This is a genomic window from Bosea sp. OAE506, from assembly GCF_040546595.1.
Taxonomy (GTDB): domain Bacteria; phylum Pseudomonadota; class Alphaproteobacteria; order Rhizobiales; family Beijerinckiaceae; genus Allobosea.
The window spans coordinates 3,565,297-3,590,699 of the sequence record NZ_JBEPOB010000001.1 but is presented as its reverse complement, the minus strand read 5'-3'; the positions used below and the strand labels follow the sequence as shown (position 1 = coordinate 3,590,699).

Here is a 25,403-nt window from a genome sequence, read left to right as displayed (position 1 = left end):
GGCGGGCTGGTCAAGGTTGCGCGCCTCAGACGCGCGCGCCCCGCGGCATTCCGGCGGTGCGGGCCGAGCCCTGGCCGGGCGCCGTCTCGATGCCGAGTGTCGGCAGGGCGAGCGTGCGCTGCCCGCGGAAATCGACATGGCAGACGATAAGCCCGCGCTCCTCGATATAGGCGATCAGCCGGCGCGCGCGGCCGGGCGAATGGGTGCCATAGACCTGCGCCAGCTCGGCATCGCTGGGGCAGGGCGCGCCCTCCATCGCGGCGCGCGCGATGAACAGGAAGAGCCCGTGCAGATCGTCCGGCAGGGAGAGGGAGGCCTCCACCGCAGCCTGCCAGGTCGTCGAGCCGGTGATCTCCTCGCCGGCTCCCGCCTTGGCGACGGCGAGCCGCCGGCGGAACTCGTCGAGGCTGAGCTGGGTGCGGCCGAGCCGCCGCATCCGGCAGCGGACGGTGAAATCCTGGTAGAGGACGGCGACCTGGCGCGAGCGCGCCTCGGGATCGGCCATCAGCTCGCGCAGGATCTCGGCCATGATCGCCTCGCGCTCGGCCGGGTCCATCTCGACCTCCGGTTCGGGCTCGGCGGTGGGCATCGGCCGGTGGTTCTCGATCTGACGGAGCGTGTCGTGGACGGCCGGGCGCGGTCGCGGGGCCGGGCGCGGCAGGCGGCTCACCGGCGCAGGCTCGTCGGCACCGGCGGTGAAGATCAGCTTGCCGGCCTCCTCGGGCGCCTGCTCGGGCAGCGGCATCAGCCCCGGCGCGCCGCCGCGATCGACCGAGGTCACGGAGCCGATCCGCAGCGGCAGCGGCCGCTTCGACAGGGCAGGGCCGAGCGCGACGAACTGGCCGCGCTCGAGATCGCGGAACATCTCGGCCTGGCGGCGGTCCATGCCGAGCAGATCGGCCGCACGCGCCATGTCGATGTCGAGGAAGGTGCGCCCCATCAGGAAGTTGGAGGCTTCCGCCGCGACGTTCTTGGCGAGCTTGGCCAGCCGCTGCGTCGCGATGACGCCGGCGAGCCCGCGCTTGCGGCCGCGGCACATCAGATTGGTCATGGCGCCGAGCGACAGCCGTCGCGCCTCGTCGGAGGCCTCGCCCGCCATGACGGGGGCAAAGAGCTGCGCCTCGTCGACCACGATCAGCATCGGGAACCAGAGCGAGCGGTCGACATCGAAGAGCCCGCCGAGGAAGGCGGCCGTGGCGCGCAGCTGCTCGTCGGCTTCCAGATTTTCCAGATTGAGCACGACAGAGACGCGGTGCTGGCGCACCCGCAGCGCGACGCGCTGCAACTCGGCCTCGCCACATTCGGCATCGACGACGACATGGCCGAACTGCTCGGCGAGCGAGACGAAGTCGCCCTCCGGGTCGATCACCGCCTGCTGCACCAAAGGCGCGCTCTGTTCGAGCAGGCGCCGCAGCAGATGCGATTTGCCGGAGCCGGAATTGCCCTGAACGAGGAGCCGCGTCGCCAGCAGCTCGGCAAGGTCCAGCAAGGCGGGTTGGCCGCCCTGTGTCAGCCCCATGTCGATCGCCGTGGTCACGCCGTCAAAATGCTCCGGTTGCCGCAGGTCGCCCGCCCGGTCGGGTCGGCAGGCTCGCGACCGGCGCTTCTAGCACGGGGAATCGCCGCCGCGTCCCGCCCGGGCCCGGCGTCCACAGCAAAGCGGGGCGGCGTTTCAGCGCGGGCAGCGCCGCGCCCGTTCCTCGCGCTGGATGTCGGCGATGGTGCGGCGCTGCGCGGCCGAGAGCGGCACCTCATCGGCATTGTCATACTGGCAGCCGGCATTGCCGAAAGCCTCGATGCCGCGGCGCGTGCGGAAGCAGAAGCCCTGCGCCTTGTAGATTTCGTTGCGGGCGAACCAGAGGTCGTCGCAGCTCTCGGCGCGGGCGGGAGCCGGCCCTGCGATGATCGCCAGCAGCAGGCCGGAACCGGCGAGAAGGGTGGCGAGGACGGGCCGCATCGCGAGACTCCTTGGTCGGCAGGGGGCGGCAATCTGCGTGAGGGCAGGGCCCTGGGCAAGCGCCGGCCTGCGGCTTGCATCGCGTCGGCGGCACGGGAGCCATCTCCCGCCATGGCTGGACGCCGCCGCAGGAGCGGCCGATCATCGCGGCCCGCACCGCTTACCCTCGCTCACGGATACACCCGCATGACCCGCCGCGCCCGCATCCTCGTGATCAACCCCAACTCGAACGAGGCCGTGACGGAAGGATTGCGGCAGGCGGTGCTGCCGCTGAGCTATGCCGAGGGTCCCGAGATCCTCTGCGAGACGCTGACCGAAGGCCCCTTCGGCGTCGAGACGCAGGAGCATGCCGAGAGCGTGACGATCCCGCTGCGCCGCAAGGTCGAGGCCGCCAACGGCGTCGATGCCTTCGTCATCGCCTGCTATTCCGACCCGGGCCTGCATGTCGCCCGCGAGGGCACGACGAGCCCGGTCTTCGGCATCGCCGAGAGCGGCGTCCTGACCGCGCTCGCCCGCGCCGACCGCTTCGGCGTGATCGCGATCAAGTCGCGCTCGATCCCGCGCCATATCCGCTATCTCCGCCAGATGGGGCTGATGGACCGCCTCGCCGGCGAGCGCCCGCTGGAGATGTCGGTCGCCGAGACCGCCTCGGGCGACCGCACGCTTGAGCGCATGATCGCGATCGGTCGCGAGCTGAAGGAGATCGACGGCGCCGGCGCCATCGTCATGGGCTGCGCCGGGATGGCCCGCCACCGCCGCCCGCTCGAAGAGGAGCTCGGCATCCCCGTGATCGACCCGACCCAGGCCGCCGTGACGATGGCGATCGGCGCGCTGGCGGTGAGGTAAAGCCCGCTCTGCCGCCCACCACGTCATCCCGGGCTTGCCCCGGGATCCATCGTCAAGCTCCGGAGCCCTATGATGGATCCCGGATCTGCGCCGCTGACGCGGCTTGTCCGGGATGACGCGGTGGTTCCGGGCCGTCCATGCCTGCTCTAGAAAGTCGCCATGCTGAAAGAGTTCTTCGCCTATTACCGGCCGCACCGGGCGCTGTTCCTGGTCGATTTCGGCTGCGCCGTGCTGTCGGGGCTGCTCGAACTCGGCTTTCCCATGGCGGTGAAGGCCTTCGTCGATCTGCTGCTGCCGCGCGGCGACTGGCCGCTGATCATGCTGGCGGGCCTGGCGCTGCTGGTCGTCTACGCCGTCAATTCCGGGCTGATGGCGATCGTGACCTATTGGGGCCACAGGCTTGGCATCAACATCGAGACGGAGATGCGGCGGCGCGCCTTCGACCATCTCCAGAAGCTGTCCTTCCGCTTCTATGACGAGCAGAAGACCGGCCATCTCGTCGCCCGCGTGACCAAGGATCTCGAGGAGATCGGCGAGGTCGCCCATCACGGGCCTGAAGACCTCTTCATCGCGATCATGACCTTCATCGGCGCCTTCCTGCTGATGCTCTATGTGCATCCGCAACTCGCGCTCATTACCGCGCTGATCGTCCCGCTCGCCGGCTTCATCGTGGCGCGCTACGGCGCGCTCATGGCGCAGAACTGGCGTCTGCAGTTCGGCCGTGTCGGCGCTTTCAATGCGCGGCTGGAGGAGAACATCGGCGGCATGCGCGTCGTCCAGGCCTTCGCCAACGAGGCCCATGAGCGCGCGCTCTTCGCCGGCGACAACCAGCGCTATCGCACCACCAAGCTCGAAGCCTACCGCATCATGGCCGCCAGCCAGGCCGTGAACTATCTGGGCATGCGCATGGTCCAGCTCGCGGTGATGCTGGCCGGCACCTATTACGTCGTGCAGGGCAGCCTCAGCGTCGGCGGTTTCGTCGGATTTTTGCTGCTTGTCGGCGTGTTCTATCGTCCGCTCGACAAGATCGCGGGCGTGATCGAGACCTATCCGAAGGGTATCGCCGGCTTCCAGCGCTATCAGGAACTGCTCGCGACCGAGCCCGATATCGCCGATGCCGCTGATGCGATCGATGCTCCGCCGCTGAAGGGTGACATCCGCTTCGAGGGCGTCGGCTTCGGCTACGCCAGCGAGCGCCCGGTCCTCTCGGGAATCGCGCTGTCGGTCGCGGCCGGCGAGACGGTCGCCTTCGTCGGCCCCTCCGGCGCCGGCAAGACCACGCTGCTCTCGCTGCTGCCGCGCTTCTACGAGGTCGATGCCGGGCGCATCACCGTCGATGGGCACGACATTCGCGCCCTGACGCTCGCCTCGCTGCGCCGCCAGATCGGGATCGTCGGTCCAGCAGGATGTCTTCCTCTTCGCCGGCACCATCCGCGAGAACATCGCCTATGGCCGCCTCGATGCGAGCGAAGAAGAGATCACGGAGGCCGCCCGCCGCGCGCGGCTCGAGACGATGATCGCGGACCTGCCGGCCGGGCTCGACACGGTGATCGGCGAGCGCGGCGTCAAGCTCTCAGGCGGCCAGAAGCAGCGCCTCGCCATCGCCCGCATCTTCCTGAAAAATCCGCCGATCCTGATCCTCGACGAGGCAACCTCGGCGCTCGACACAGAGACGGAAGCCGCGATCCAGCAATCCCTGACCGAACTCTCCGAGGGACGCACGACGCTGGTCATCGCCCATCGCCTCGCCACGATCCGCCATGCCGACCGCATCGTCGTGGTGACGCAGGCCGGCATCGCCGAGCAGGGCCGCCATGACGAGCTGCTGCGGGCCGACGGTCCCTACCGGGCGCTGCACGAGGCACAGGTCGCGCCGCTGCGGCAGGCGATGGGAACGGCGGCCGAGTGAGCGATCGGACTCGATCCGCGGAACAGGGCCGTCCCCGACCCGTTCCACAGGAAAGGGGATCATGATGACGATCAGCAGCCGTGCCGAATACGAGGCCGCCATCCGCCGCATCCAGGAGCTGGGGCAGTTGCCGGAAGGCACGCCTGGAGCCGAGACGGAGCTGACGACGCTCGTCGAGCTGACGACCGCCTGGGAAGAGGAGAACGCGGCGCAGGCCAATCCCGACCCTGCGCCACCTGCTCGTGACAGCGGAACCCTCTGATGACGTTTTGGCTCCCGTCGCACCGGACACGACTTGGCCTGCCCGTGATCGGGCTGATGACGATGCTGATCGGCCCCACACTCGGTCTGGCGCAGGGCGTCGGAACGCCCGGTACCGGGCCGCTCGTGCCGGGTGGTCCGCGTCAGGGGCTGGGGCCGCCCTCGCTGTCGGATTCGGTGCCGGATCTGCGCCTGCGTGCGCCGGGTGGCGGGATCCCGGGCGCCGGGCCGCCGATCGATTATGGAAGGCCCCCGTCTTCGGGCGCGAGTGGCTATGGTCTCGGGAGCCGCCCGCGCGCCCAGGCCGTCGGTCGGTTCTGCGAGACGCCGCGCACGACCTGCCGGCTGGGGCGCACGGCTCTGCTCGGCCAGCCCTGTTCCTGCCGTGGTCGCGGACGGGGCGTGGTCGCCCGCTAGCCGAGCGTCGCCTCAGCCCGCGACGGCGCGCAACGCGGCACGCGGCTGGCTCGGCGCGTGCAGCTGCGCCGCCGGCCGCGAAAAACTCTGCCGGCCGTTCTTGAAGCCCATGATCGGCTCGGCCAGCCCCGCCAGCGCCTCGGCTTGCGTCGGAGCGTCGAGCACGACGAGATCGGCCGGGTTGCCGATGGCGATGCCGTAATCCCTCAGGTTCATCAGCCGCGCCGGCAGCGCCGTCACGAGGTCGATGCAGGCATCGAACCCTTCCGGGCCAACCTGCGCGACATTGGCGTAGAAATTCGCCATCCGCAGCAGCGAGGCATCGCCGAAGGGCGTGAAAGGGTTCAGGACATTGTTCGTCGCCACCGAGCAGGTGACCCCTTGCGCCAGCAGCCGGTGCGCCGGCGTCAGGCCGCGCGGCACGTCATGGGTCGCCTCCCGGCCGAGCAGATAGACGTCGGTTGCGGGGAGCACCGTCACTGCGACACCCGCGTCCGCCAGCCGCTCGGCGGCTCGCGCGAAGGCCTCGGGCGGCAGCGAGGACAGCTTGGTGACATGGCCGATCGCGACGCGCCCGCCATAGCCATAGGCCGTCGTCTGGCGGCAGACCTCGTCGAGATGCATCCAGCTCCCATCGAGATCGAAATCCAGATGGAAGTCGAGATCGACGTCGAAGCGCGTCGCCAGCGCAAACAGCCGGGCGATCTGCGCGTGCGGGTCGGTATCGGTATAGGGACAGCCGCCGAGCGCGTCCGCCCCGTCCTGCAGGGCCCGGATCAGCAGCTCCTCGGTGCCCGGATCGTTGGTCAGCCCCTCCTGCGGAAAGACGCACAGCGACAGGTCGATCGCCCAGGCATAATCGCGCTTCAGTGCCTTCAGCGCCTCGAAGCTGCGCAGGCCCACGCGCGGATCGACCTCGACATGGCTGCGCATGCGCGTCGTGCCCTTGGCGATCGCGCGCTCCAGAACCTGGGCGCCGCGCTCATAAACATCAGGCGTGGTGAAATCGCGCTTCATCGCCGAGACGGCGGCGATCGCCGCCTTGAGCCCACCCTGCAGATGGCCGCAGCGCCCGAGCAGGCAGGCCTTGTCGAGATGGACATGGCTGTCGACGAAGCCCGGCAGCACGGCGCGCCCGCCCAGCACCACCTCGGGGGCATCCGCCACGATGACCGGCGCGATGGCGGCAAAGCGCCCCCGCCGGACACCGATATCGACGGGCCTTGCCTCACCGGGAAGGGTCGCCTGCCGGAAGATGAGGTCGATGGCGCTGTCGTCGGGCATCGGCACGGAGCTGTTCGGCAGAAGGAAAGTCGGCGGCTAAACTGTATGCACTTTACATGCCGGCTGCCGCCTGTGAAGGCCGCGCACTCGTCGAAGGGCGGGGTGGAAGGGCGTCAGCCGGCGGCCTTGATGCGCGCTGCCCGCGGCGGCTCGGCATAGGGCGCCAGGATATCCATGATGTCGCGCCCGCGCGGCCGCGTCTGGGCGACCAGGGCGCGGCTCGCCACCGAATCGAGATGGTGGTGCATCAGCGACATCACGGCGTCCGCATCGCCCTTGGCGAGCGCGTCGATCAGCAGACGGTGCTCGTTAATGGCGCATTCGGAGGAATGCGGGCGGCTGAACAGCGACAGCGTCAGGCAGCAGCGATAGGCGATCTCGCTGACATAGCGGATCAGGATCGGGCTCTCCGTCATGCTGGCGAGCAGGATGTGGAACTCGGTCGCGAGCCGGATCGAGATCGCGTCGGGGCCGTTGCGCGCCTCGTCCTCGGCATCGACATGGGCATGGAGCTCGGCGATCTGCGCCTTGGTCAGCCGCCCCGCCAGTTGCCGCACGACCAGCCGCTCGAGTTCGATGCGGATGTCGAAGGCGTCGCGCGCCTCCTGCCAGCTCGGCGTCGCCACCACGGCGATGCGGTTGCGGCGCAGCTCGACCAGCCCCTCGGCGGCGAGCTGGCCCAGCGCATGGCGCGCGATCGTGCGGCTGACGCCGAAGCGCTCGCCGAGCGCGTCCTCTGGCAGCTTGGCCCCGGGCTCCAGCGCCTGCTCGATGATGGCGCGGCGCAGCGCGCGGCAGATCGTTCCGACCCGGTCGGTCGCAGGGCGGCTGCGGTTGTCCTCGCGCGTCATCACCGAAATCCGAATGCGGGAGCCTTAGTCTTAGCCCCGAGGCCGGTGTGGCCGCAATCTGCGCCTGCAATCGCGGGTTGGCGCCATGGCGAAGGAGGCAAGGGCGAGGGCGGCGCGGGACGAGGTGGGCATGGCATCGCTATTGCATGCACTTTTCACAGGAGAGGCATGCAGTCGCAGGAGTCGGCTCTGCCGGCTGTGGCGTCCGCAGCCGCCCGACGCTCTGCCGGTGCGGGCGACCGAGCCGTCGCAGGTCGCCGTCGGGATCGGCGGGGGAGCCAATGCAGGACCGGTGCCGGAATGCTTGAATCATCGTCTCAGGAAAAGGGGAACAAGATGCTGAAAAGACTCTGCCTCGGTGCCGCTGCCGGCCTGGCCATGGCCGGGTTGGCCTTCACCGGCGCCGTCCAGGCGCAGGAGACCACGATCAAGTTCACCCTGGGCTGGAAGACGCAGGGCTCGGACGCCGCCTTCTTCGTCGCTCGCGACAAGGGCTACTACAAGGCCGAGGGGCTCAACGTCGTCATCGACCAGGGCGAGGGCTCGGGCGCGACTGTCACCCGCATCATGGGCGGCGCCTATGACGCCGGCTTCGGCGACGTCAACGCCATCATCCAGAACGCCGCGACCAAGCCGGGCGAGAACCCGGTCATGGTCTACATGATCTGGAACCGCCCCGCCCTTCGCGATCTCCAGCAAGAAGGCGACCGGCATCACCAAACCGAAGGATCTCGAAGGCAGGACGCTGGGCGGGGCCCCCGGCACGCCGACGACCCGCCTGCTCGAGGTCTTCGCCCGCAAGAACGGGCTCGACATGGGCAAGATCAAGCTCACCAGCATGGCGCCCAACCTGCAGGAGCCGCTGCTGATCAAGGGCGACATCGACGGCGCGCTGGTGTTCAACATCACCAGCTATTTCAACCTGCTGCTCAACCGTCAGGACCCGGAGAAGGACTTCAACTGGCTCACCTTCGGTGATTTCGGGCTCGATCTCTATTCCAACGGGCTGATGGTCTCGCAGAAGCTGATCAAGGAGAATCCCAAGGCCGTCGCCGGCCTCGTGCGCGCCACCAACAAGGCGATGCTCGAGATAGCTAAGGACCAGGCCGTCGGCATGAAGGCGGTGATGGCCTATGACGCCCTCGTCAACGAGGCGATCGAGAAGAAGCGCCTGCAATACTCCTTCAGCGAGCTGATCGTCTCGCCGGAGATGAAGGAGATCGGCGTCGGCGACACCAAGGACGCCCGCATGGCCAGCGCCATCGGCATCATCGCCGAGGGCTATCAGCTGCCCCGCACGCCCAAGCCCGAGGAGATCTTCTCCCGCGCCTTCCTGCCGCCCAAGGCCGAGCGCGAGCTGGTCTACACGGCGAATTGATCGCACGGACAGGACACCGGGTTGCCCTGCCGATCCGGTGTCCTCTTTGAGGATGGCAGTTGTTGCCATTTGATGCCATTGTCGTCCGTGGAGGACGGATGATGGCATCGATGAATATTTCTCTGCCTGACCCGATGCGGGACTGGGTCCAGCGCCGCATCGACGACGGTCACTATGCCAGCGCGAGCGATTACGTGCGCGACCTCATCCGCCATGACCAGGAGCAGGCGCGCCAGCTTTCGGTCGAGGATATTCGTCGGTCCATTGCCGAAAGCCGGGAGAGCGCAGCGACCAACTCTGCCGATGCGGTGTTCGATCGGCTCGAAGCCCGGTTGAAGGCGATGGTCGAGTAGGTGGCCCGGACCTGCCGCTTCGCGCTGCCCGCGGAGAAGGATCTCGAAGAGATCGCGCTGTTCATCGCCTCGGACAGTCCCCGGCGCGCCCTGTCCTTCGTCGCGGAATTGCGGGCCCATTGCACTAGGATCGCCGATCAGCCGGAAGCCTATCCGCTGCGCGAAGAATATGGCGCGGGCGTCCGGATCACGGTCCACGGCCGCTATCTGATTTTCCATGCGATCCGCGACGACGCTCTCGTCATCGAGCGCATCCTGCATGGCGCGCGACACCTGGACTGGGTGCGACTTTAGGCACGGGGTACAGCCGGCTGCCTGGCTTCCCTTTGAGTCAACTTCGACTCGCCTTTCCACCAGGGCTCGTTCTATAAAAGAACAAATATAGAACATGAGCCCTCATGCAGCCCCGCCCGGACCCCGCTTCCCTGACCGATCTGCGCCGCCATCTCGCCGAGATGGCGCTGCGCGGCGCGCCTGCGGCGGTGGGGCAGGTGAGTTTCGGCGCGCCCGCCCTTGATGCGGCGCTGGGTGGCGGCATCGCCCGGGCGGCCTTGCACGAGGTCTATGCGCCCGCCACGGCCGATCTCGCGGCGGCGACTGGATTCGCCGTCGGCCTCGCCATCCGGGCCGCCGCCGGGCGCCCGATCCTCTGGGTGCGGCAGGATGTCGTCGATGCCGAGACCGGCCGGCTGCACCCGCCGGGGCTGACCGAACTCGGGCTCGATCCTTCCCGCGTCCTGCTGGTGCGGGCGCGCGATGCCGAGGGCGTGCTGCGCGCCGGCGCCGAGGCCGCCCGCTGCCCGGCGCTGGGGGCGGTGCTGATCGAACCCTGGGGCGAGCCGCGGCGCCTCGACCTGACCGCGAGCCGGCGCCTGGCCCTGGCGGCGGAAGGCTCGGGCGCGACGACACTTCTGCTGCGCGCCGCCGTGGCGCCGCAGCCGAGCGCGGCTTCGACCCGCTGGCAGGTCGCGTCCCTGCCGTCGCGGGCGCTGGAGGCGAATGCGCCGGGAGCCCCCGCCTTCAGCCTCAGATTGCTGCGGCATCGCGGGGGGCTGGGTGAGTACGAGTGGCGTGTGGAGTGGAGCCGTGACCGACAATCTTTCCAGGAGAGTGATGTTCGAAACCGTCAGGCCGCTGCCGGCCGCGACGAGATCACCCTGCAGCCCAGAGCCAGCCCCGATGCCACGCCGCTATCTCGCCCTGTGGTTCCCTTTCCTGCCGACCGACCGGCTGCGGCGGGAGGGCCGGGTCCCGACATCCGGCGCACCGGCTGACGCCCCGCTGGTCGTCTACGCCCATCGCGGCAATGCGCTTCGCCTCGTCGCGGGGGACGACCGGGCTCTGGCGCTGGGGCTGGCGCGGGACCTGACCCTGGCCGACGCGCGGGCCCGCATTCCCGGTCTGATCGCGATCGAGGCCGAGCCCGAGGCCGACGAGGCCCTGCTGATGCGGCTCGCCGCCTTCTGCGACCGCTTCACCCCGCTGGTCGCGCTCGATCGCCCCCTGGGCCTGCTGCTCGACATCACCGGCTGCGCCCATCTCTTCGGTGGGGAGGGCGCATTGCTGGCGACGATCGGCCGCTGGATGCAGCGCGGCGGCCTCGCGCTCCGCTCGGCCGTCGCGGGCACGCCCGAGGCGGCCCATGCGCTGACCCGCTTCGGCCGGGGCGGGATCGTGCCGCCCGGGCAGGACGAGGCCTGGCTGCGGCCGCTGCCGGTCGCGGCGCTGGAGCTTCCTGCCGAGACCGCGCTCGCCTTGACCCGCGCGGGCCTGAGGACGCTGGCCGATCTCGCGGAGCGCCCCTCCAAGGCGCTGTCAGCCCGCTTCGGCGAGGATCTGGTGACGCGGCTGCGGCGCACGCTCGGCCATGAGGATGCCCGGCTCACGCCGCTGCGCCCGCCGCCGGCCTGCCTGGTCGAGCGCCATTTCGCCGAGCCGATGCTCGATCTCGACGGGCTGCAGGAGGTCGTCGCCCGGCTGATCGCGGAGGCCGCGCGGGTGCTGGAGCAGCGCGGCGAGGGCGGGCGCGTCTTCGAGATCGGCTTCCATCGCAGCGACGGGGCGGTGCGGCGGCTGGTGATCGAGACCGGGCGCCCCACGCGGGAAGGCAAGGCCATCCTGCGGCTCTGGCGCGAGCGCGTCGAGAGCCTGGCCGACCCGCTCGATCCCGGCTTCGGCTTCGATGCGGTGCGCCTTGCCGTGCCGGTCTGCGAGCCGCTGAGCGAAACCCAGCCGAGCCTCGACCGCCGCGCCGTCGAGGACGAGGCCGTGGCCGATCTCGTCGATCGGCTGGTCGTGCGCTTCGGCCGCGACCGGGTGCTGCGCTTCGTGGCACAGGACACCCACCATCCCGTGCGCGCGGCGAAGGCGCGCTCGGCCGCACTGCCGCCGGCCGGCATCGCCTGGCTGGCGCCCATTCCCCACGAGCCGCCGACACGACCGCTCCAGCTCTTCGAGCCGCCCCAGCCGGTGGAGGCGATCGCCGAGGTGCCAGACGGCCCGCCGATCCGCTTCCGCTGGCGCCGCCTTATCCATGACGTCGCCCGTGCCGAGGGTCCCGAACGCATCGCGCCGGAATGGTGGCGCGACGGCTCGTCCGAGCCGATGCGCGACTATTACCGCGTCGAGGACTCGGCAGGCCGCCGCTTCTGGCTCTTCCGCATCGGCTTCCACGAGCCGGAGCAGGCGCCGCCGCGCTGGTTCCTGCATGGGCTGTTTGCATGAATCAGGTCCTCAGCCCCTTCGCCGAACTCGTTGCCGCGACGAATTTTTCCTTCCTGCGCGGCGCCTCGCCGGGGCCCAATCTGGTGCTCACGGCGTTGCTGCTCGGCCATGCGGGTCTGGGCCTCGCCGACCGCAACACCGTGGCGGGCGTGGTGCGGGCCTGGAGCGCGCTGCGGCAGCTGCGCGAGGATGGGCTGCCCCCGGCCGAGAAGCTGAAAGAGGGCGACAGCCCCGGCGAACACGTCTGGGTCGAAAACCCGGCCTTCGCCGATCTGCCCTTCACTACGGATCAGCTGCGGGCGATGGCGCAGGATTTCCGGCTCGTCCTCGGCAGCCGGCTCGTCTTCGCCGACTGCACGCCCGACATCGTCGTCTACCCCGCCAACCGCAGCGGCTGGGGCAGGCTCTGCCGCCTGCTCAGCGAGGGCAACCGGCGCGCCGGCAAGGGCGAGTGCATCCTGAACCTTGACGACCTCCTCACCAATACCCGCGATCTCCTGCTGATCCTGATGCCCCCGCGCGATCTCGCCGGCCTGCCTGCGCTGCTCGCCCGGCTGGACGAGGCCGCGCCCGGCTCGCTCTGGCTCGGCGCCAGCATGCACCGGCGTGGCGACGACCGCCGCCGGCTGGCGCGGCTGAAGGCGATCGCCGCCGCGACCCGGACTCCGCTGCTGGCGACCAACGACGTGCTCTACGACGCTCCCGAGCAGCGCGACCTGCAGGACGTGCTGAGCTGCATCCGCGAGGGCGTTTCGATCGAGCGGGCGGGGCGCCTGCTCGAAGCCAATGCCGAGCGCCATCTCAAGACGCCCCAGGAGATGATCCGGCTCTTCCGCGATGCCCCCGAGGCCATCGCCGAGACGCGCCATCTCCTCGCCCGCATCGACTTCGATCTCGGCCAGCTCGAATATGAATATCCTGACGAGCCCGTCCCGCCCGGCTGGAGCGACCAGGCCTGGCTCACGGAGCTGGTGCGCCGCTGCTGCGACATCCGCTATCCCGATGGCGTGCCGGCGAAGGTCGAGGCCCTGCTGCGCAAGGAGCTCGATCTGATCGCGGGGCTGAACTACGCCCGTTATTTCCTCACCATCCACCAGATCGTCGAATTCGCCGTCAGCCGCGGCATCCTCTGCCAAGGCCGCGGCTCGGCCGCCAATTCCGCCGTGTGCTATGTGCTGGGCATCACCGCCGTCGACCCGGCCGAGAGCGACGTGCTGTTCGAGCGTTTCATCTCGACGCAGCGCCGCGAGCCTCCCGATATCGACGTCGATTTCGAGCATGAGCGGCGCGAGGAAGTGATCCAGTGGATCTATGAGCGCTATGGCCGGCACCGTGCCGGCATCGTCGCGACCGTGATCCGCTACCGCCCGCGCAGCGCCATCCGCGACGTCGGCAAGGCGCTGGGGCTGACCGAGGACGTCACCGCGCGCATCGCCGGCACGCAGTGGGGCAGCTGGGGCACGGAGATCGGCGATGACCGCGTCCGCCAGGCGGGGCTCGACCCCGCCAACCCCACGATCCGCCGCGCCGTCGACTTCGCCATCCGCCTGCTCGGCTTCCCGCGCCATCTCTCGCAGCATGTCGGCGGCTTCGTGCTGGCGCGCGGGCGCCTCGATGAGATGGTGCCGGTCGGCAACGCCGCGATGGCGGACCGCACCTTCATCGAATGGGACAAGGACGACATCGACGAACTGCGCCTGATGAAGGTCGATGTGCTGGCATTGGGCATGCTGACCTGCATCCGCAAAGCCTTCGACCTGCTGCGCGACCATGAAGGCCTCGAGATGGGGCTGGCCGACGTGCCCAAGGACGACGGGCCGACCTACGATATGCTCTGCCGGGGCCAGTCGCTCGGCGTCTTTCAGGTCGAGAGCCGGGCGCAGATGAACATGCTGCCGCGCCTGAAGCCGCGTATCCTCTACGACCTCGTCATCCAGGTCGCGATCGTCCGGCCGGGCCCAATCCAGGGCGACATGGTCCACCCCTATCTGCGGCGGCGGGCGGGGCTGGAGCCGGTGCATTACCCCGCGCCGGCGCCCGAGCACGGGCCGGCTGACGAGCTCTTCCAGGTGCTGAACAAGACCAAGGGCGTGCCGCTCTTCCAGGAGCAGGCGATGAAGCTCGCCATGGTCGCCGCGAAATTCTCAGACAGCGAGGCCAATGGCCTGCGCAAGGCGATGGCGACCTTCCGCAGCGACGGCAGCATCGGCAACTACCAGGACATGATGGTCGAGCGCATGGTGGCGCGCGGCTATGAGCGCGACTTCGCCCAGCGCTGCTTCGACCAGATCAAGGGCTTCGGCAGCTATGGCTTCCCCGAAAGCCACGCCGCCTCCTTCGCCAAGCTGGTCTACATCTCCTCCTGGCTGAAATGCCACCATCCGGCAGCCTTCGCCTGCGCGCTTTTGAACGCCCAGCCCATGGGCTTCTACGCACCCGCGCAGATCGTGCGCGAGGCCCAGGAGATCGGCGGCGTCGAGCCGAGGCCGATCGATGTGAATTTCAGCTTCTGGGACAATGGGTTGGAGCGTATCGATCACGTTGCAAAAGAGAACCCCGTCATCCCGGACGCAGCGAAGCGGAGATCCGGGATCCATTCCGGAGCGCAGGCCGGAATCCACAGCCCTCATCCTGAGGAGCCGCGCAGCGGCGTCTCGAAGGATGATCCGGCGCGCTCTGAAACCATCCTTCGAGACGCGCCTGCGGCGCTCCTCAGGATGAGGGCTGAGGGGGCGGACAAGAAGAGCTTCGCCCTGCGCCTCGGCTTCCGGCAGATCGACGGCTTCCGCGAGGAATGGGGCCTGCGCATCGCGGCGCGGCGGGGCGATGGCTTTTCCGATGTCGAGGAGCTGATGCGCCGGGCCGATCTGCCGGGCCGCGCGATGCGGCTGCTCGCCGATGCCGACGCCTTCCGTTCGCTCGGGCTCGACCGCCGCGAGGCACTCTGGGCCGTGCGCCGCCTGCCGGACGACGAGGCCCTGCCGCTCTTCGCCGCCGCCCAGGCCCGCGAGCTCGGCGAGGAGCCGGCCCTGCCGCTTCCGATCATGCCGCTCCCGCAGCAGATCGTCGCCGACTACCAGACGGTGCGGCTCTCGCTGAAGGGGCACCCGATGGGAATGCTGCGGCCGCTCTTCCGGCGCGACCGCGTGCTGAGCTGTGCCGAACTCGAGGGCCGGCCCGACGGCAGCTGGGCGGCGACCGCCGGCGTCGTGCTGGTGCGCCAGCGCCCCGGCAACGGCAAGGCGATCTTCATCACGCTGGAGGACGAGACCGGCATCGCCAACATCCTGCTCTGGGCGCGCCTGTTCGAGCGCTTCCGGCGCGAGGTGATGAGCGGTCGCCTGCTGCAGATCGAGGGCCGGGTGCAGAAGAGCCCCGAAGGCGTGGTCCATCTGATGGCCCAGCGCGTCGTCGACCGCACCGCCGATCTGTCGAGCCTGTCGGAGAGCCACAGCGCCACGATCACGCTGACGCGCGCCGACGAGTTCAAGCACCCCCAGGCGCCGCGGGGGCGCCATCCGCGCGACGTCCGCATCCTGCCGAAATCACGCGATTTCCACTGACTGCCGCAACGGTAGCCAATCCGCCTATTTCATGGGCAGAATATTGGCCCGCGTATGCGGGACTGCTGCTTCTGTTCAATCCTGACGCAGCGACAAGGGGTGCCGGCGGGGTTCGATCCGCTGCGGCCCTCTGGCATGCCCGTTGCTAACCTCGTGCCGCCGCTCGCAGGAGCGAGCGGCCAACCACAGGGGAGAAAAACGTGTCCGTATCCAGCTTCACCCGCTCGGCCCTTCTCGGCCTCGGCCTTTCGACGGCGCTCGTCACCGGAGCGCTCGCCCAGGAGAAGGTCCTGCGCATCGGCATGACGGCAGCGGACATTCCGCGGACCCACGGCCAGCCCGACCAGGGCTTCGAGGGCAACCGCTTCACCGGTATCCCGATGTATGACGCGCTGACCCATTGGGATCTCTCCTCCGCCGACAAGGCGAGCGTCGTCATCCCCGGTCTCGCCACCGAATGGGCGGTCGACGCCGCCGACAAGACGAAATGGACCTTCAAGCTGCGTCCGGGCGTCAAGTTCCAGGACGGGTCCGACTTCAACGCCGCCGCCGTCGTCTGGAACGTCGACAAGGTCCTCAACAAGGAAGCGGCGCATTTCGCCCCGGACCAGATCGGCGTCACCGTCTCGCGCATGCCGACGTTGAAGAGCGCCCGCGCCATCGACCCGCTCACCGTCGAGCTGACCACGAGCGAGCCCGACGCCTTCCTGCCGATCAACCTGACCAACCTGTTCATGGCGTCCCCGGCCCATTGGGCCGCCAAGCTCGCCGCCGTCCCGGCTTCGGTCGCCGATCCGGCCGAGCGCGCCAAGCAGGCCTGGGCGGCCTTCTCGGCCGATCCGTCCGGCACCGGCCCGTTCAAGGGCGTGAAGCTCTCGCCGCGCGAGCGCTTCGAGATGGTCGCCAACAAGGCCTATTGGGACCCCAAGCGCGTGCCGAAGATCGACCGTGTCGTTCTGCTGCCGCTGCCGGAGGCCAATGCCCGCACCGCAGCCCTGCTCTCGGGCCAGGTCGACTGGATCGAGTCGCCTTCGCCAGACGCCGTGCCGCAGATCAAGCAGCGCGGCTTCACCGTCTACACCAACGCCCAGCCGCATGTCTGGCCCTGGCAGCTCTCCTTCGTCGAGGGCTCGCCCTGGGTCGACAAGCGCGTGCGCCACGCTGCCAATCTCTGCGTCAACCGCGAGGAACTGAAGACGCTGCTCGGCGGGCTGATGGAGATCCCCAAGGGCACCGTTCCCCCGGGCCATCCCTGGTGGGGCAACCCCAGCTTCGACATCAAGTACGATCTCGCCGCCGCCAAGAAGCTGATGACGGAAGCCGGCTATTCGGCCGCCAAGCCAGCGAAGGTGAAGGTGCTGACCTCGGCCTCGGGCTCGGGCCAGATGCAGCCGCTGCCGATGAACGAGTTCATGCAGCAGGCGCTGAAGGACTACTTCTTCGACGTCGCTCTCGAGGTCGGCGAGTGGAACGCCGTCTTCACCAACTGGCGCGAGGGCGCCAAGCACGCCAATGCGCGGGGCGCCAACGCCACGAACGTGACGTTCGCGGCGATGGACCCATTCTTCGCCATGGTGCGCTTCACCTCGACCAAGACCTTCCCGCCGGTCTCCAACAACTGGGGCTATTTCGGCAATGACGAGTTCGACAAGCTCATCGCCGACGCCCGCACCAGCTTCGACGGGACGGCGCGCGATGCGGCGCTCGCAAAGCTCCATGCCCGCATCGTCGAGGAAGCGCCCTTCGTCTGGGTGGCCCATGACGTCGGCCCGCGCGCAATGAGTGCGAAGGTCAAGGGCGTCGTCCAGCCGAAGAGCTGGTTCATCGACCTCGCTCCGATGTCGATGGACTGATCGCGTCCGCCCTGCGGCAACCTGCCTCTGTCGTCATGGTCGGGCTCGTCCCGACCATCCACGGCTTCGTCGTCGGTGACGACGGGTCAGACTTGGATGCTCGCCACCAGGGCGAGCATGACGTTGGGGAGGGTGCCGCGTGCGGCTGGCACAGCCCTTGCGAAGCCAGCCTGGAACCCATCCAAACCGGAGCCACCCATGATCCGCACCGCCCTAGCCCTGACCCTCGCCGCCGGCGTCTCGTTCTTCGCGGCCCCGGCGCATGCCCAGGGCACGCTGCGGATCGGCATGACCGCCTCCGACATCCCGCTGACCACCGGCCAGACCGACCAGGGCGGCGAAGGCATGCGCTTCATGGGCTATACGGTCTATGACGGCCTCATCAACTGGGACCTCAACAAGGCCGACAAGGCCTCCGACCTGACGCCGGGCCTGGCCTCGAGCTGGTCGGTCGATGCGACCGACAAGACCAAGTGGACCTTCGTCCTGCGCGAGGGCGTCAAGTTCCACGACGGCTCGGAATTCACCGCCGATGCCGTGGTCTGGAACCTCGACAAGCTCCTGAAGAACGACGCGCCGCAGTTCGATCAGCGCCAGGCGGCGCAGGGCCGCTCGCGCATTCCCGCCGTCGCCGCCTACAAGGTGATCGACAAGTACAAGGTCGAGATCACCACCAAGGCGCCCGACGCCACGCTGCCCTACCAGATCGCCTGGGTGATGATGTCCTCGCCGGCGCAGTGGGAGAAGCTCGGCAAGAGCTGGGAGGCCTTCGCCAAGACCCCGTCCGGCACCGGTCCCTGGCAGCTCACCGCCTTCCAGCCGCGCGAGCGCGCCGAGCTCTCGCCCTTTCCGGGCTACTGGGACAAGGCGCGCGTGCCCAAGCTCGACAAGATGGTCCTGCTGCCGCTGCCGGAAGCCAATGCGCGCGCCGCCGCGCTGCGGGCCGGGCAGGTGGACTGGATCGAGGCGCCGTCGCCGGACCTGATCCCCTCGCTCAAAACCGCCGGCTTCCAGATCATCACCAACGCCTATCCGCACAACTGGACCTGGCACCTCTCGCGCGCCGAGGGCTCGCCCTGGAACGATATCCGCGTCCGCAAGGCCGCCAACCTCGCCGTCGACCGGCAGGGGCTGAAGGAGCTGCTCGGTGGCCTGATGATCCCGGCCGAGGGCTTCTATCCGCCCGGCCACCAGTGGTTCGGCAACCCCAAGTTCAAGCTCAAGCTCGACCAGGCCGAGGCCAAGAAGCTCCTCGCCGAGGCCGGCTTCTCGCCGGCCAAGCCGGTCCAGACCAAGATCCTGATCGCGCCGTCGGGCTCGGGCCAGATGCAGCCGCTGCCGATGAACGAGTTCGTCCAGCAGAACCTGGCCGAGGTCGGCATCAAGATCGACTTCGAGGTCGTCGAGTGGAACACGCTGATCAACATCTGGCGCGCCGGCGCCAACCATGAATCCTCGCGCAAGGCGACGGGGATGAACTACACCTACTTCATCCAGGACCCCTTCACGGGCCTGATCCGTCACCTGCAGTGCAATCTGCAGCCGCCGGCCGGCACGAACTGGGGCATGTATTGCGATCCGGAGATGGACAAGCTCTTCGACCAGGTCCGCAACACCTTCGACGCGACCGCTCAGACGGCGGTGCTGCAGAAGATCCACGAGAAATATGTCGACGAGGCCCTGTTCCTGATGGTGACGCACGACGTCAACCCGCGCGCGCTGAGCCCCAAGGTGAAGGGCTTCGTCCAGGCGCAGAACTGGTTCCAGGACTTCTCGCCGATCACCATGTCGAAGTGAGGGGTATGATGGCTTTGCTCGCGATGAGCGTCATTCTCGGGCGAAGCGAAGCGCAGACCCGAGAATCTTCGAACGAGAAGGCGCGGGTTTCTGAGATGGTCGGGTCAAGCCCGACCATGACGGCAGGACGCCCATGCTGAAATACCTCGCCAAGCGCATTCTCTACGTGCTGCCGGTCGCCTTTGGCGTCAGCCTGTTCTGCTTCCTGCTGGTGCATATCGCGCCGGGCGACCCGCTGACCTCGGTGCTGCCGCCCGACGCCTCCCAGGCGATGCAGGACGAGCTGCGCAAGATCTACGGCTTCGACCGGCCCTTGCCGGTGCAGTTCGGCCTTTGGCTGATGAAGGCGCTGCAGGGCGATCTCGGCACCTCGATCGCGACGGGGCGTCCCGTCGCGGCCGAGGTTTGGCGCGCGGTCGGCAACACGCTGCTGATCGCGGGGCTCGCGACGGTCATCGGCTTCGTCTTCGGCTGCCTCTTCGGCTTCGTCGCCGGCTATTTCCGCGGCTCCTTCCTCGACAAGTTCGCCTCCATGCTGGCGGTGCTCGGCGTTTCCGTGCCGCATTACTGGCTGGGCATGGTGATGGTGATCGTGTTCTCGGTGCAGCTCGGCTGGTTGCCGCCGGGCGGGGCGGGGCCTGGCGGCTCGGCGGCGTGGAAATGGGATTGGGAGCATGTCAGCTACATGATCCTGCCCGCCATCACGATGTCGGTGATCCCGATGGGCATCATCGCGCGCACCGTGCGCGCGCTGGTCGCCGACATCCTCAACCAGGAATTCGTGCCGGCGCTACGGGCCAAGGGCCTGCTCGATTTTGGCGTCTTCCGCCATGTCGTGAAGAATGCCGCGCCCACCGCGCTGGCCGTGATGGGCCTGCAGCTCGGCTATCTTCTGGGGGGATCGATCCTGATCGAGACAGTGTTCTCCTGGCCCGGCACCGGCTTCCTGCTCGGCAACGCCATCTTCCAGCGCGACCTGCCGCTGCTCCAGGGCACCATCCTCGTGCTGGCCATGTTCTTCGTCGGGCTGAACGTCCTCGTCGATATCCTGCAGGGTCTGCTCGACCCGCGCGTCCGGAGGCGCTGAGATGTCCGCCATCGCTCAAGGCAAGGCGGCCGTCATCGTGCCGCCCCTGGCGAAGTCGCCCGGCTACTGGTCGGGCGTCTGGCGCCGCTTCAAAAAGGACAAGGTCGCGGTCTGCGCCGGCCTCGTCGTGCTCGCGATCATCCTGATGGCGATCTTCGCCGATTACCTCGCCCCGGCCGACCCGACCCGCTCGTCGATGCTGCGGCGCCTGCGGCCCATCGGCACGCAGGGCTATCCGCTCGGCGCCGACGAACTTGGCCGCGACATGCTCTCGCGGCTCATTTTCGGCGCCCGGCTCTCGCTCTTCATGGGCGTTGTTCCGGTCTTCATCGCCTTCATCATCGGCTCGGTGATCGGCGTCGCCGCCGGCTTCTTCGGGGGCAAGTTCAACACCATCGTGATGCGCACGGTCGATGTGTTCTATGCCTTCCCCTCCGTGCTGCTGGCGATCGCGCTCTCGGGCGCGCTGGGGGCCGGCATCACCAATTCGCTGCTGTCGCTGACCATCGTCTTCATCCCGCCGATCGCGCGCATCGCCGAGAGCGTGACCACGCAGGTCCGCTCGATGGACTATGTCGAGGCGGCGCGCGCCAGCGGCGCCAACGCGATCACAATCATCCGCGTCCATGTGCTCGGCAACGTGCTCGGTCCGATCTTCGTCTATGCGACGAGCCTGATCTCGGTCTCGATGATCCTGGCGTCGGGCCTGTCCTTCCTCGGGCTCGGCACCAAGCCGCCAACGCCGGAATGGGGGCTGATGCTGAACACGCTGCGCACGGCGATCTATGTGCAGCCCTGGGTGGCGGCGCTGCCGGGCGCGGCGATCTTCATCACCTCGATCTCGTTCAACCTGCTTTCCGACGGTCTGCGCTCGGCGATGGACGTGAAGGGCTGACCATGGCGCATGACAAGGTCGACGCGACCCATCACCAGACCCACCCCGACCGCGGTGGCGCCGGCACGCCGCTGCTGCAGGCGAAGACGCTGACCAAGCATTTCCCGCTCGGCGGCGGGGCCGTCGTGCGCGCCGTCGACGGCGTCGATTTCGCCGTGATGAAGGGCGAGACGCTCGGCGTCGTCGGCGAATCCGGCTGCGGCAAGTCGACGACGGCGCGCGTCGTCATGCAGCTCATCCCGCAGGACAAGGGCGAGATGCTGTTCGACGGCGAGATCGTGGGCGGCCAAGCCCTGACGCTGAAGGAATACCGCCGCCAGGCGCAGATGGTCTTCCAGGACTCTTACGCTTCGCTCAACCCACGCCTGACCATCGAGGATTCGATCGCCTTCGGGCCGACGGTGCACGGCGTCTCCAAGGCGAATGCGATCCTCAAGGCGCGCGACCTGCTCCAGCGCGTCGGGCTCGATCCCGCCCGCTTCGCCGCGCGCTACCCGCACGAGCTCTCCGGCGGCCAGCGCCAGCGCGTCAACATCGCGCGTGCGCTCGCGCTCGGCCCGCGGCTGGTGATCCTCGACGAGGCGGTGTCGGCGCTCGACAAATCGGTCGAGGCGCAGGTGCTCAACCTGCTCGCCGATCTGCGCGAGGAGTTCGGCCTGACCTACATCTTCATCAGCCATGACCTCAACGTCGTCCGCTTCATCAGCGACCGCGTCATGGTGATGTATCTTGGCGAGGTCGTGGAGATCGGCCCGGTCGAGGAGCTCTATGGCGATCCGCGCCACCCCTATACCCGCGCGCTGCTCTCGGCGATGCCGTCCATGGACCCCGACAACCGGACCATGGAAGCCCCGCTCGCGGGCGATCCGCCCAACCCGATCAACCCGCCCGAGGGCTGCCGCTTCCACCCGCGCTGCCCCCATGCACAGACCGTCTGCGCCAAGGTGAAGCCTGTTCTGGCGACGGTGGGCGAGGGCGCCCGCCAGGTCGCCTGTCACATGCAGGTGCCCGGCTCCGGCCACAGCCACGCCCCAGGCCTGGAGGTCGCGGCATGAGCACGCCTCTCGTCGAGATCGAGAACCTGACGGTGCGCTTCCGCGGCGCCCAGACTGTCCACGCCGTCAACGGCGTCTCGCTGACCCTGGAGCCGGGCAAGGTTCTTGGCATCCTCGGCGAATCCGGCTCCGGCAAGAGCGTCACGCTGAAGACGCTGCTGCGCCTGCTGCCCGAGAGCCGCACCGATATCGGCGGCGGCGTCCGCGTCGACGGGCGAGACGTGCTGGCGCTGAACCCGCAGGATCTGGCGGATTATCGGGGCGCCGTGACCTCGATGATCTTCCAGGATCCCGCGCTCGCGCTCGACCCGGTCTACACCGTCGGTCAGCAGATCGCCGAGGCGATCATCCGGCATGAGAAGATCTCTGCGAAGGCGGCGATGGCGCGCGCGCTCGAACTGTTGGAGCTGGTCCGCATCCCGTCGCCGGAACGCCGGCTCAAGGCCTATCCGCATGAGATGTCGGGCGGCATGCGCCAGCGCGCCATGATCGCGCTCGCGCTCGCGGCCCGTCCGAAGCTCCTGCTCGCTGACGAGCCGACGACGGCGCTCGACGCCACCGTGCAGATCCAGATCCTGCTGCTCCTGCGCCAGCTCCAGCGCGACCTCGGCATGGGCATGCTCTTCGTCACCCACGACATCGGCGTGGCGGTCGAGGTCTCGGACCGGCTGGCGGTGATGTATGCCGGGCAGATCGTCGAGACCGGCACAGTGCGCGAGCTGCTGCGCGATCCGCAGCACCCCTACACCAGGGGGCTCCTCGCCGCGAACCTGCATGGCGCGAAGAAGGGCGAGCGGTTGGAAGCGATTCCGGGCGCCCCGCCGGCGCTGACCGAGCCGCCCTCGGCCTGCTCCTTCGCGCCGCGCTGCAAGCATGCGCAGGACCGCTGCCGCGCGGCGCTGCCGCCGGTCGTCCAGCTCGGCGAGGGCCGGGTGGTGCGCTGCATCCTGGCGGAACAGGCCATGACCGCGGCGGCGTGAGCACGCCGCCCATTCCGCGCCGGCCATTTCCTCGCAAGCCCCGACCCGCTATCAGCAGGCGATGACGCGCCGCGACCCTGCCGCGCCAAACTGACGGAGCCTGCCCATGGATCTCGGCCTTCACGACAAGCGCGCTCTGGTGCTGGGCGCGAGCCGGGGGCTGGGCGCCGCCATCGCCCGCACGCTCGCCAGCGAGGGCGCCTCTGTCATCGCCGCCGCCCGCAACGTCGCGGCGACCGATGCCTGGGTCAGCCAGTGCCCCGAGGAGGTGCGCAGCCGCATCTTCGCCGCCAGCCTCGACCTGTCGGATCTCGCCTCGGTCGAATCGCTGATGACCGTGCTGCGCGATGCCGGTGGCATCGACATCTTGATCGGCAATTCCGGTGGTCCGCCCCCGGCCGAGGCGCGCGAGGCCGGCCGCGACGACTGGCTCAAGCATTTCGAGGCGATGGCCGCCAATCTCTTCCATGTCGCGCAGGGCATGCTGCCGGGCATGGTCGAGCGCGGCTTCGGCCGCATCATCACCATCGCCTCCTCGGGCGTCGAGCAGCCGATTCCCCGGCTCGCGCTGTCGAACGGCATCCGCTCGGCGGTCGTCGGCTGGTCGAAGACGCTGGCGGCGGAGGTCGCCTCGCAGGGCGTGACGGTCAATGTCGTGCTGCCCGGCCGTATCCACACCGAGCGCGTCGACCAGCTTGACCAGGCCGCCGCCGATCGCACCGGCACCACGCCCGAGCAGGCCGCCAAGGCCTCGCGCGCGACCATTCCCGCCGGCCGCTACGGCACGCCGCAGGAATTCGCCGATGTCGTGACCTTCCTCGCCAGCGAGCGGGCGAGCTATGTCACCGGCGCCAAGATCCGCATCGACGGCGGCGCGACGCGCAGCATCTGAGGCTGCTGGTTCTCACAGCAGAAGGCGCCGGCCTGCCTTCTGGCGACCGGCGTCGTCTTCGCGAGCTGGCTCAGGCCGCCTGCGAATAGGTGGAGCCGGAGGCGTTTGCCGCGCCGAGCTGGTAGGTGCTGCCATAGGCCTGCGAGGCGCTGCTCGGCGGCGGGCCGGGCGGCGGACCCGACGGCCGGCCGCGCTGTTCGAGCGCCGCCTGGAAGGAGCTCTGCTCGTCCTTCGAGATCGAGCCGTCCGAACTCGAATCGATCGCGTCGAACAACTTGCTCAGCAGGTCGCTCGACGAACTCGTGCCGGAGGAAAAGGCCGAGAGGAACTCGTCCTTGGCGACGCTGCCGTCGGAGTTGGCGTCGAGCTGGGCGAAGATGTCGCTCTCCTCCTCGCTCTCGTCGCTGCTGCTCTCACTCTGCCCGCCGGCCTGTAGCCCGAACAGGAAGGACTGGAGCTGCTGCTGGGCCTGCTCGGCCTTGGTCTTGAAGGCGTCCTGCTCCTCCTTGGTGACCGACCCGTCGCTGTCGCTGTCGATCGCCTTGAAAAGCTCTTCGCTCTTGCTGCTGTCGGCGCCCTTCGGGGCCCCGGCCTTGAATTCATCGATGCTCAACCCGCCGCTGCTGTCGGTATCGACCGACTCGAAGCTCGGAGGCTTGGGCGGAGGCGGGCGAAACCCGCCGCTGACGCCACTGATGCTGGACATGACTGGACTCCATCGCGTCACCGCCGGATGGCGGCGCCTGCGATTGTCCGGCGCGAGCCCATTGCGGAAGCCTAAGGGGAAGGGGCCCTCCGCAAGGCGATTGGTAAGCCGGTGTTTCGACAGGCCCTTGTGGCAACAGAGCGAAACACAATCGCGCCGCGAGGCGTTCAGGCGATAACGGCGGTGGCCTCGATCTCGACCAGCGCCTCGGGCTCGACGAGCGAGACCACCTGCACCACCGCCATCGCCGGGAAGTGGCGGCCGAGCACGCCGCGATAGACCGGCCCGAGCTCTTTCAGGCTGGCGCGATAGGCCTCGATGTCGGTGACGTACCAGGTCATCCGCACGATGTCCTCGATCCGCCCGCCACCGGCTTCGACCACGGCCTTGATGTTGAGGAAGGTGCGTTCGAGCTGCGGCAGGAATCCCCTGGCGAAGACGCCGTTCTCGTCCCAGCCGACAAGCCCGCCGGTTACCAGCACGCGGCCTTCCGCGACCATGCCGTTGGCATAGCCGCGCGGCAGCGGCCAGCCTTCCGGCAGGATGGCGCGGGACAGGGTTTCACTCGACATGGGCGTCGCCTCGGTTCGGGGCC

21 protein-coding genes and 2 pseudogenes are annotated in these 25,403 nt (G+C 68.8%); 17 read left to right on the top strand and 6 right to left on the bottom strand.

The window, feature by feature from the left end; genetic code table 11:
• Nucleotides 1-25: 25 nt before the first annotated feature.
• Together ABIE41_RS17410 and ABIE41_RS17405 are read right to left on the bottom strand one after the other, a co-directional pair.
• The gene (locus tag ABIE41_RS17410; RefSeq protein ID WP_192641559.1) at nucleotides 26-1,537 is read right to left on the bottom strand and encodes a helicase HerA domain-containing protein; all 1,512 of its coding nucleotides are present in this window, start codon (nucleotides 1,535-1,537) and stop codon (nucleotides 26-28) included.
• A gap of 135 nt (nucleotides 1,538-1,672) precedes the next feature.
• Nucleotides 1,673-1,957: a YARHG domain-containing protein gene (locus ABIE41_RS17405; RefSeq protein WP_192641558.1), complete on the bottom strand. Its 285-nt coding sequence runs from the start codon at nucleotides 1,955-1,957 to the stop codon at nucleotides 1,673-1,675.
• A 186-nt stretch (nucleotides 1,958-2,143) separates the two neighbouring features.
• Here ABIE41_RS17405 and ABIE41_RS17400 point away from each other — a divergent pair, with 186 nt between their 5' ends.
• The 4 genes and pseudogenes from ABIE41_RS17400 to ABIE41_RS17385 all read left to right on the top strand — a co-directional run bounded on the left by ABIE41_RS17400 (nucleotide 2,144) and on the right by ABIE41_RS17385 (nucleotide 5,390).
• On the top strand, nucleotides 2,144-2,803 hold the full coding sequence (locus ABIE41_RS17400; protein WP_192641557.1) for an aspartate/glutamate racemase family protein: 660 nt from the start codon (nucleotides 2,144-2,146) through the stop codon (nucleotides 2,801-2,803).
• A gap of 159 nt (nucleotides 2,804-2,962) precedes the next feature.
• Nucleotides 2,963-4,712: pseudogene (locus ABIE41_RS17395) on the top strand (ABC transporter ATP-binding protein).
• 61 nt (nucleotides 4,713-4,773) lie between these two features.
• Nucleotides 4,774-4,974 (top strand): hypothetical protein, encoded by a 201-nt coding sequence (locus ABIE41_RS17390; RefSeq protein WP_192641555.1) that lies wholly within the window; start codon nucleotides 4,774-4,776, stop codon nucleotides 4,972-4,974.
• Nucleotides 4,974-5,390 (top strand): hypothetical protein, encoded by a 417-nt coding sequence (locus ABIE41_RS17385; RefSeq protein ID WP_192641554.1) that lies wholly within the window; start codon nucleotides 4,974-4,976, stop codon nucleotides 5,388-5,390. Before ABIE41_RS17390 ends, ABIE41_RS17385 begins: the two co-directional genes overlap by 1 nt.
• Before the next feature lie 12 nt (nucleotides 5,391-5,402).
• Here ABIE41_RS17385 and ABIE41_RS17380 read toward each other — a convergent pair whose 3' ends face one another.
• Nucleotides 5,403-6,674 carry an amidohydrolase family protein gene (locus ABIE41_RS17380; protein ID WP_192642843.1) on the bottom strand — a complete coding sequence of 424 codons (1,272 nt, stop codon included), beginning with the start codon at nucleotides 6,672-6,674 and terminating at the stop codon, nucleotides 5,403-5,405.
• 113 nt (nucleotides 6,675-6,787) lie between these two features.
• On the bottom strand, nucleotides 6,788-7,525 hold the full coding sequence (locus ABIE41_RS17375) for a GntR family transcriptional regulator (RefSeq protein WP_192641553.1): 738 nt from the start codon (nucleotides 7,523-7,525) through the stop codon (nucleotides 6,788-6,790).
• A gap of 336 nt (nucleotides 7,526-7,861) precedes the next feature.
• Here ABIE41_RS17375 and ABIE41_RS17370 point away from each other — a divergent pair.
• The 13 genes and pseudogenes from ABIE41_RS17370 to ABIE41_RS17310 all read left to right on the top strand — a co-directional run bounded on the left by ABIE41_RS17370 (nucleotide 7,862) and on the right by ABIE41_RS17310 (nucleotide 24,102).
• Nucleotides 7,862-8,903, top strand: a pseudogene (locus ABIE41_RS17370) (ABC transporter substrate-binding protein).
• A gap of 98 nt (nucleotides 8,904-9,001) precedes the next feature.
• Nucleotides 9,002-9,256 (top strand): type II toxin-antitoxin system ParD family antitoxin, encoded by a 255-nt coding sequence (locus ABIE41_RS17365; RefSeq protein ID WP_354192633.1) that lies wholly within the window; start codon nucleotides 9,002-9,004, stop codon nucleotides 9,254-9,256.
• On the top strand, nucleotides 9,257-9,550 hold the full coding sequence (locus ABIE41_RS17360; RefSeq protein ID WP_192641551.1) for a type II toxin-antitoxin system RelE/ParE family toxin: 294 nt from the start codon (nucleotides 9,257-9,259) through the stop codon (nucleotides 9,548-9,550). It begins immediately after the preceding gene.
• A gap of 104 nt (nucleotides 9,551-9,654) precedes the next feature.
• The gene (locus ABIE41_RS17355; protein WP_192641550.1) at nucleotides 9,655-10,530 is read left to right on the top strand and encodes an ImuA family protein; all 876 of its coding nucleotides are present in this window, start codon (nucleotides 9,655-9,657) and stop codon (nucleotides 10,528-10,530) included.
• Nucleotides 10,436-11,980: a Y-family DNA polymerase gene (locus ABIE41_RS17350; RefSeq protein ID WP_192641549.1), complete on the top strand. Its 1,545-nt coding sequence runs from the start codon at nucleotides 10,436-10,438 to the stop codon at nucleotides 11,978-11,980. Before ABIE41_RS17355 ends, ABIE41_RS17350 begins: the two co-directional genes overlap by 95 nt.
• A complete protein-coding gene (locus tag ABIE41_RS17345; protein ID WP_192641548.1) occupies nucleotides 11,977-15,543 on the top strand; it encodes an error-prone DNA polymerase in 3,567 nt (1,188 codons plus the stop codon). Before ABIE41_RS17350 ends, ABIE41_RS17345 begins: the two co-directional genes overlap by 4 nt.
• A 200-nt stretch (nucleotides 15,544-15,743) precedes the next feature.
• Complete coding sequence (locus ABIE41_RS17340; protein ID WP_354192629.1) at nucleotides 15,744-17,396, top strand: ABC transporter substrate-binding protein; 1,653 nt, start codon at nucleotides 15,744-15,746, stop codon at nucleotides 17,394-17,396.
• A gap of 198 nt (nucleotides 17,397-17,594) precedes the next feature.
• Nucleotides 17,595-19,193, top strand: coding sequence for an ABC transporter substrate-binding protein (locus ABIE41_RS17335; RefSeq protein WP_192641547.1), 1,599 nt, complete (start codon nucleotides 17,595-17,597; stop codon nucleotides 19,191-19,193).
• 133 nt (nucleotides 19,194-19,326) lie between these two features.
• Complete coding sequence (locus tag ABIE41_RS17330) at nucleotides 19,327-20,280, top strand: ABC transporter permease (RefSeq protein ID WP_192641546.1); 954 nt, start codon at nucleotides 19,327-19,329, stop codon at nucleotides 20,278-20,280.
• Nucleotide 20,281: 1 nt separating this feature from the next.
• The gene (locus tag ABIE41_RS17325; protein WP_192641545.1) at nucleotides 20,282-21,175 is read left to right on the top strand and encodes an ABC transporter permease; all 894 of its coding nucleotides are present in this window, start codon (nucleotides 20,282-20,284) and stop codon (nucleotides 21,173-21,175) included.
• Nucleotides 21,176-21,177: 2 nt separating this feature from the next.
• A complete protein-coding gene (locus ABIE41_RS17320) occupies nucleotides 21,178-22,230 on the top strand; it encodes an ABC transporter ATP-binding protein (RefSeq protein WP_192641544.1) in 1,053 nt (350 codons plus the stop codon).
• Nucleotides 22,227-23,210 (top strand): ABC transporter ATP-binding protein, encoded by a 984-nt coding sequence (locus ABIE41_RS17315; RefSeq protein WP_192641543.1) that lies wholly within the window; start codon nucleotides 22,227-22,229, stop codon nucleotides 23,208-23,210. The genes ABIE41_RS17320 and ABIE41_RS17315 overlap by 4 nt, the downstream gene beginning before the upstream one ends.
• Nucleotides 23,211-23,316: 106 nt before the next feature.
• Nucleotides 23,317-24,102, top strand: a complete 786-nt coding sequence (locus tag ABIE41_RS17310) for an SDR family oxidoreductase (RefSeq protein WP_192641542.1) — start codon at nucleotides 23,317-23,319, stop codon at nucleotides 24,100-24,102.
• Between the two features lie 70 nt (nucleotides 24,103-24,172).
• On the opposite strand, the gene ABIE41_RS17305 is transcribed toward ABIE41_RS17310, so the two are convergent.
• Nucleotides 24,173-24,808 (bottom strand): EF-hand domain-containing protein, encoded by a 636-nt coding sequence (locus ABIE41_RS17305; protein WP_192641541.1) that lies wholly within the window; start codon nucleotides 24,806-24,808, stop codon nucleotides 24,173-24,175.
• A 167-nt stretch (nucleotides 24,809-24,975) separates the two neighbouring features.
• Nucleotides 24,976-25,380 carry a RidA family protein gene (locus tag ABIE41_RS17300; RefSeq protein ID WP_069055071.1) on the bottom strand — a complete coding sequence of 135 codons (405 nt, stop codon included), beginning with the start codon at nucleotides 25,378-25,380 and terminating at the stop codon, nucleotides 24,976-24,978.
• Nucleotides 25,381-25,403: the final 23 nt, after the last annotated feature.

Excerpts from the sequence above, each read along its gene's own strand:
- ABIE41_RS17320 (WP_192641544.1), top strand. The coding sequence starts at position 21,178 with ATGGCGCATGACAAGGTCGACGCGACCCATCACCAGACCCACCCCGAC.
- ABIE41_RS17400 (WP_192641557.1), top strand. The coding sequence starts at position 2,144 with ATGACCCGCCGCGCCCGCATCCTCGTGATCAACCCCAACTCGAACGAG.
- ABIE41_RS17315 (WP_192641543.1), top strand. The coding sequence starts at position 22,227 with ATGAGCACGCCTCTCGTCGAGATCGAGAACCTGACGGTGCGCTTCCGC.
- ABIE41_RS17380 (WP_192642843.1), bottom strand. The coding sequence starts at position 6,674 with ATGCCCGACGACAGCGCCATCGACCTCATCTTCCGGCAGGCGACCCTT.
- ABIE41_RS17300 (WP_069055071.1), bottom strand. The coding sequence starts at position 25,380 with ATGTCGAGTGAAACCCTGTCCCGCGCCATCCTGCCGGAAGGCTGGCCG.
- ABIE41_RS17310 (WP_192641542.1), top strand. The coding sequence starts at position 23,317 with ATGGATCTCGGCCTTCACGACAAGCGCGCTCTGGTGCTGGGCGCGAGC.
- ABIE41_RS17305 (WP_192641541.1), bottom strand. The coding sequence starts at position 24,808 with ATGTCCAGCATCAGTGGCGTCAGCGGCGGGTTTCGCCCGCCTCCGCCC.
- ABIE41_RS17335 (WP_192641547.1), top strand. The coding sequence starts at position 17,595 with ATGATCCGCACCGCCCTAGCCCTGACCCTCGCCGCCGGCGTCTCGTTC.
- ABIE41_RS17330 (WP_192641546.1), top strand. The coding sequence starts at position 19,327 with ATGCTGAAATACCTCGCCAAGCGCATTCTCTACGTGCTGCCGGTCGCC.
- ABIE41_RS17355 (WP_192641550.1), top strand. The coding sequence starts at position 9,655 with ATGCAGCCCCGCCCGGACCCCGCTTCCCTGACCGATCTGCGCCGCCAT.
- ABIE41_RS17390 (WP_192641555.1), top strand. The coding sequence starts at position 4,774 with ATGATGACGATCAGCAGCCGTGCCGAATACGAGGCCGCCATCCGCCGC.
- ABIE41_RS17325 (WP_192641545.1), top strand. The coding sequence starts at position 20,282 with ATGTCCGCCATCGCTCAAGGCAAGGCGGCCGTCATCGTGCCGCCCCTG.
- ABIE41_RS17385 (WP_192641554.1), top strand. The coding sequence starts at position 4,974 with ATGACGTTTTGGCTCCCGTCGCACCGGACACGACTTGGCCTGCCCGTG.
- ABIE41_RS17345 (WP_192641548.1), top strand. The coding sequence starts at position 11,977 with ATGAATCAGGTCCTCAGCCCCTTCGCCGAACTCGTTGCCGCGACGAAT.
- ABIE41_RS17350 (WP_192641549.1), top strand. The coding sequence starts at position 10,436 with ATGCCACGCCGCTATCTCGCCCTGTGGTTCCCTTTCCTGCCGACCGAC.
- ABIE41_RS17375 (WP_192641553.1), bottom strand. The coding sequence starts at position 7,525 with ATGACGCGCGAGGACAACCGCAGCCGCCCTGCGACCGACCGGGTCGGA.
- ABIE41_RS17365 (WP_354192633.1), top strand. The coding sequence starts at position 9,002 with ATGATGGCATCGATGAATATTTCTCTGCCTGACCCGATGCGGGACTGG.
- ABIE41_RS17405 (WP_192641558.1), bottom strand. The coding sequence starts at position 1,957 with ATGCGGCCCGTCCTCGCCACCCTTCTCGCCGGTTCCGGCCTGCTGCTG.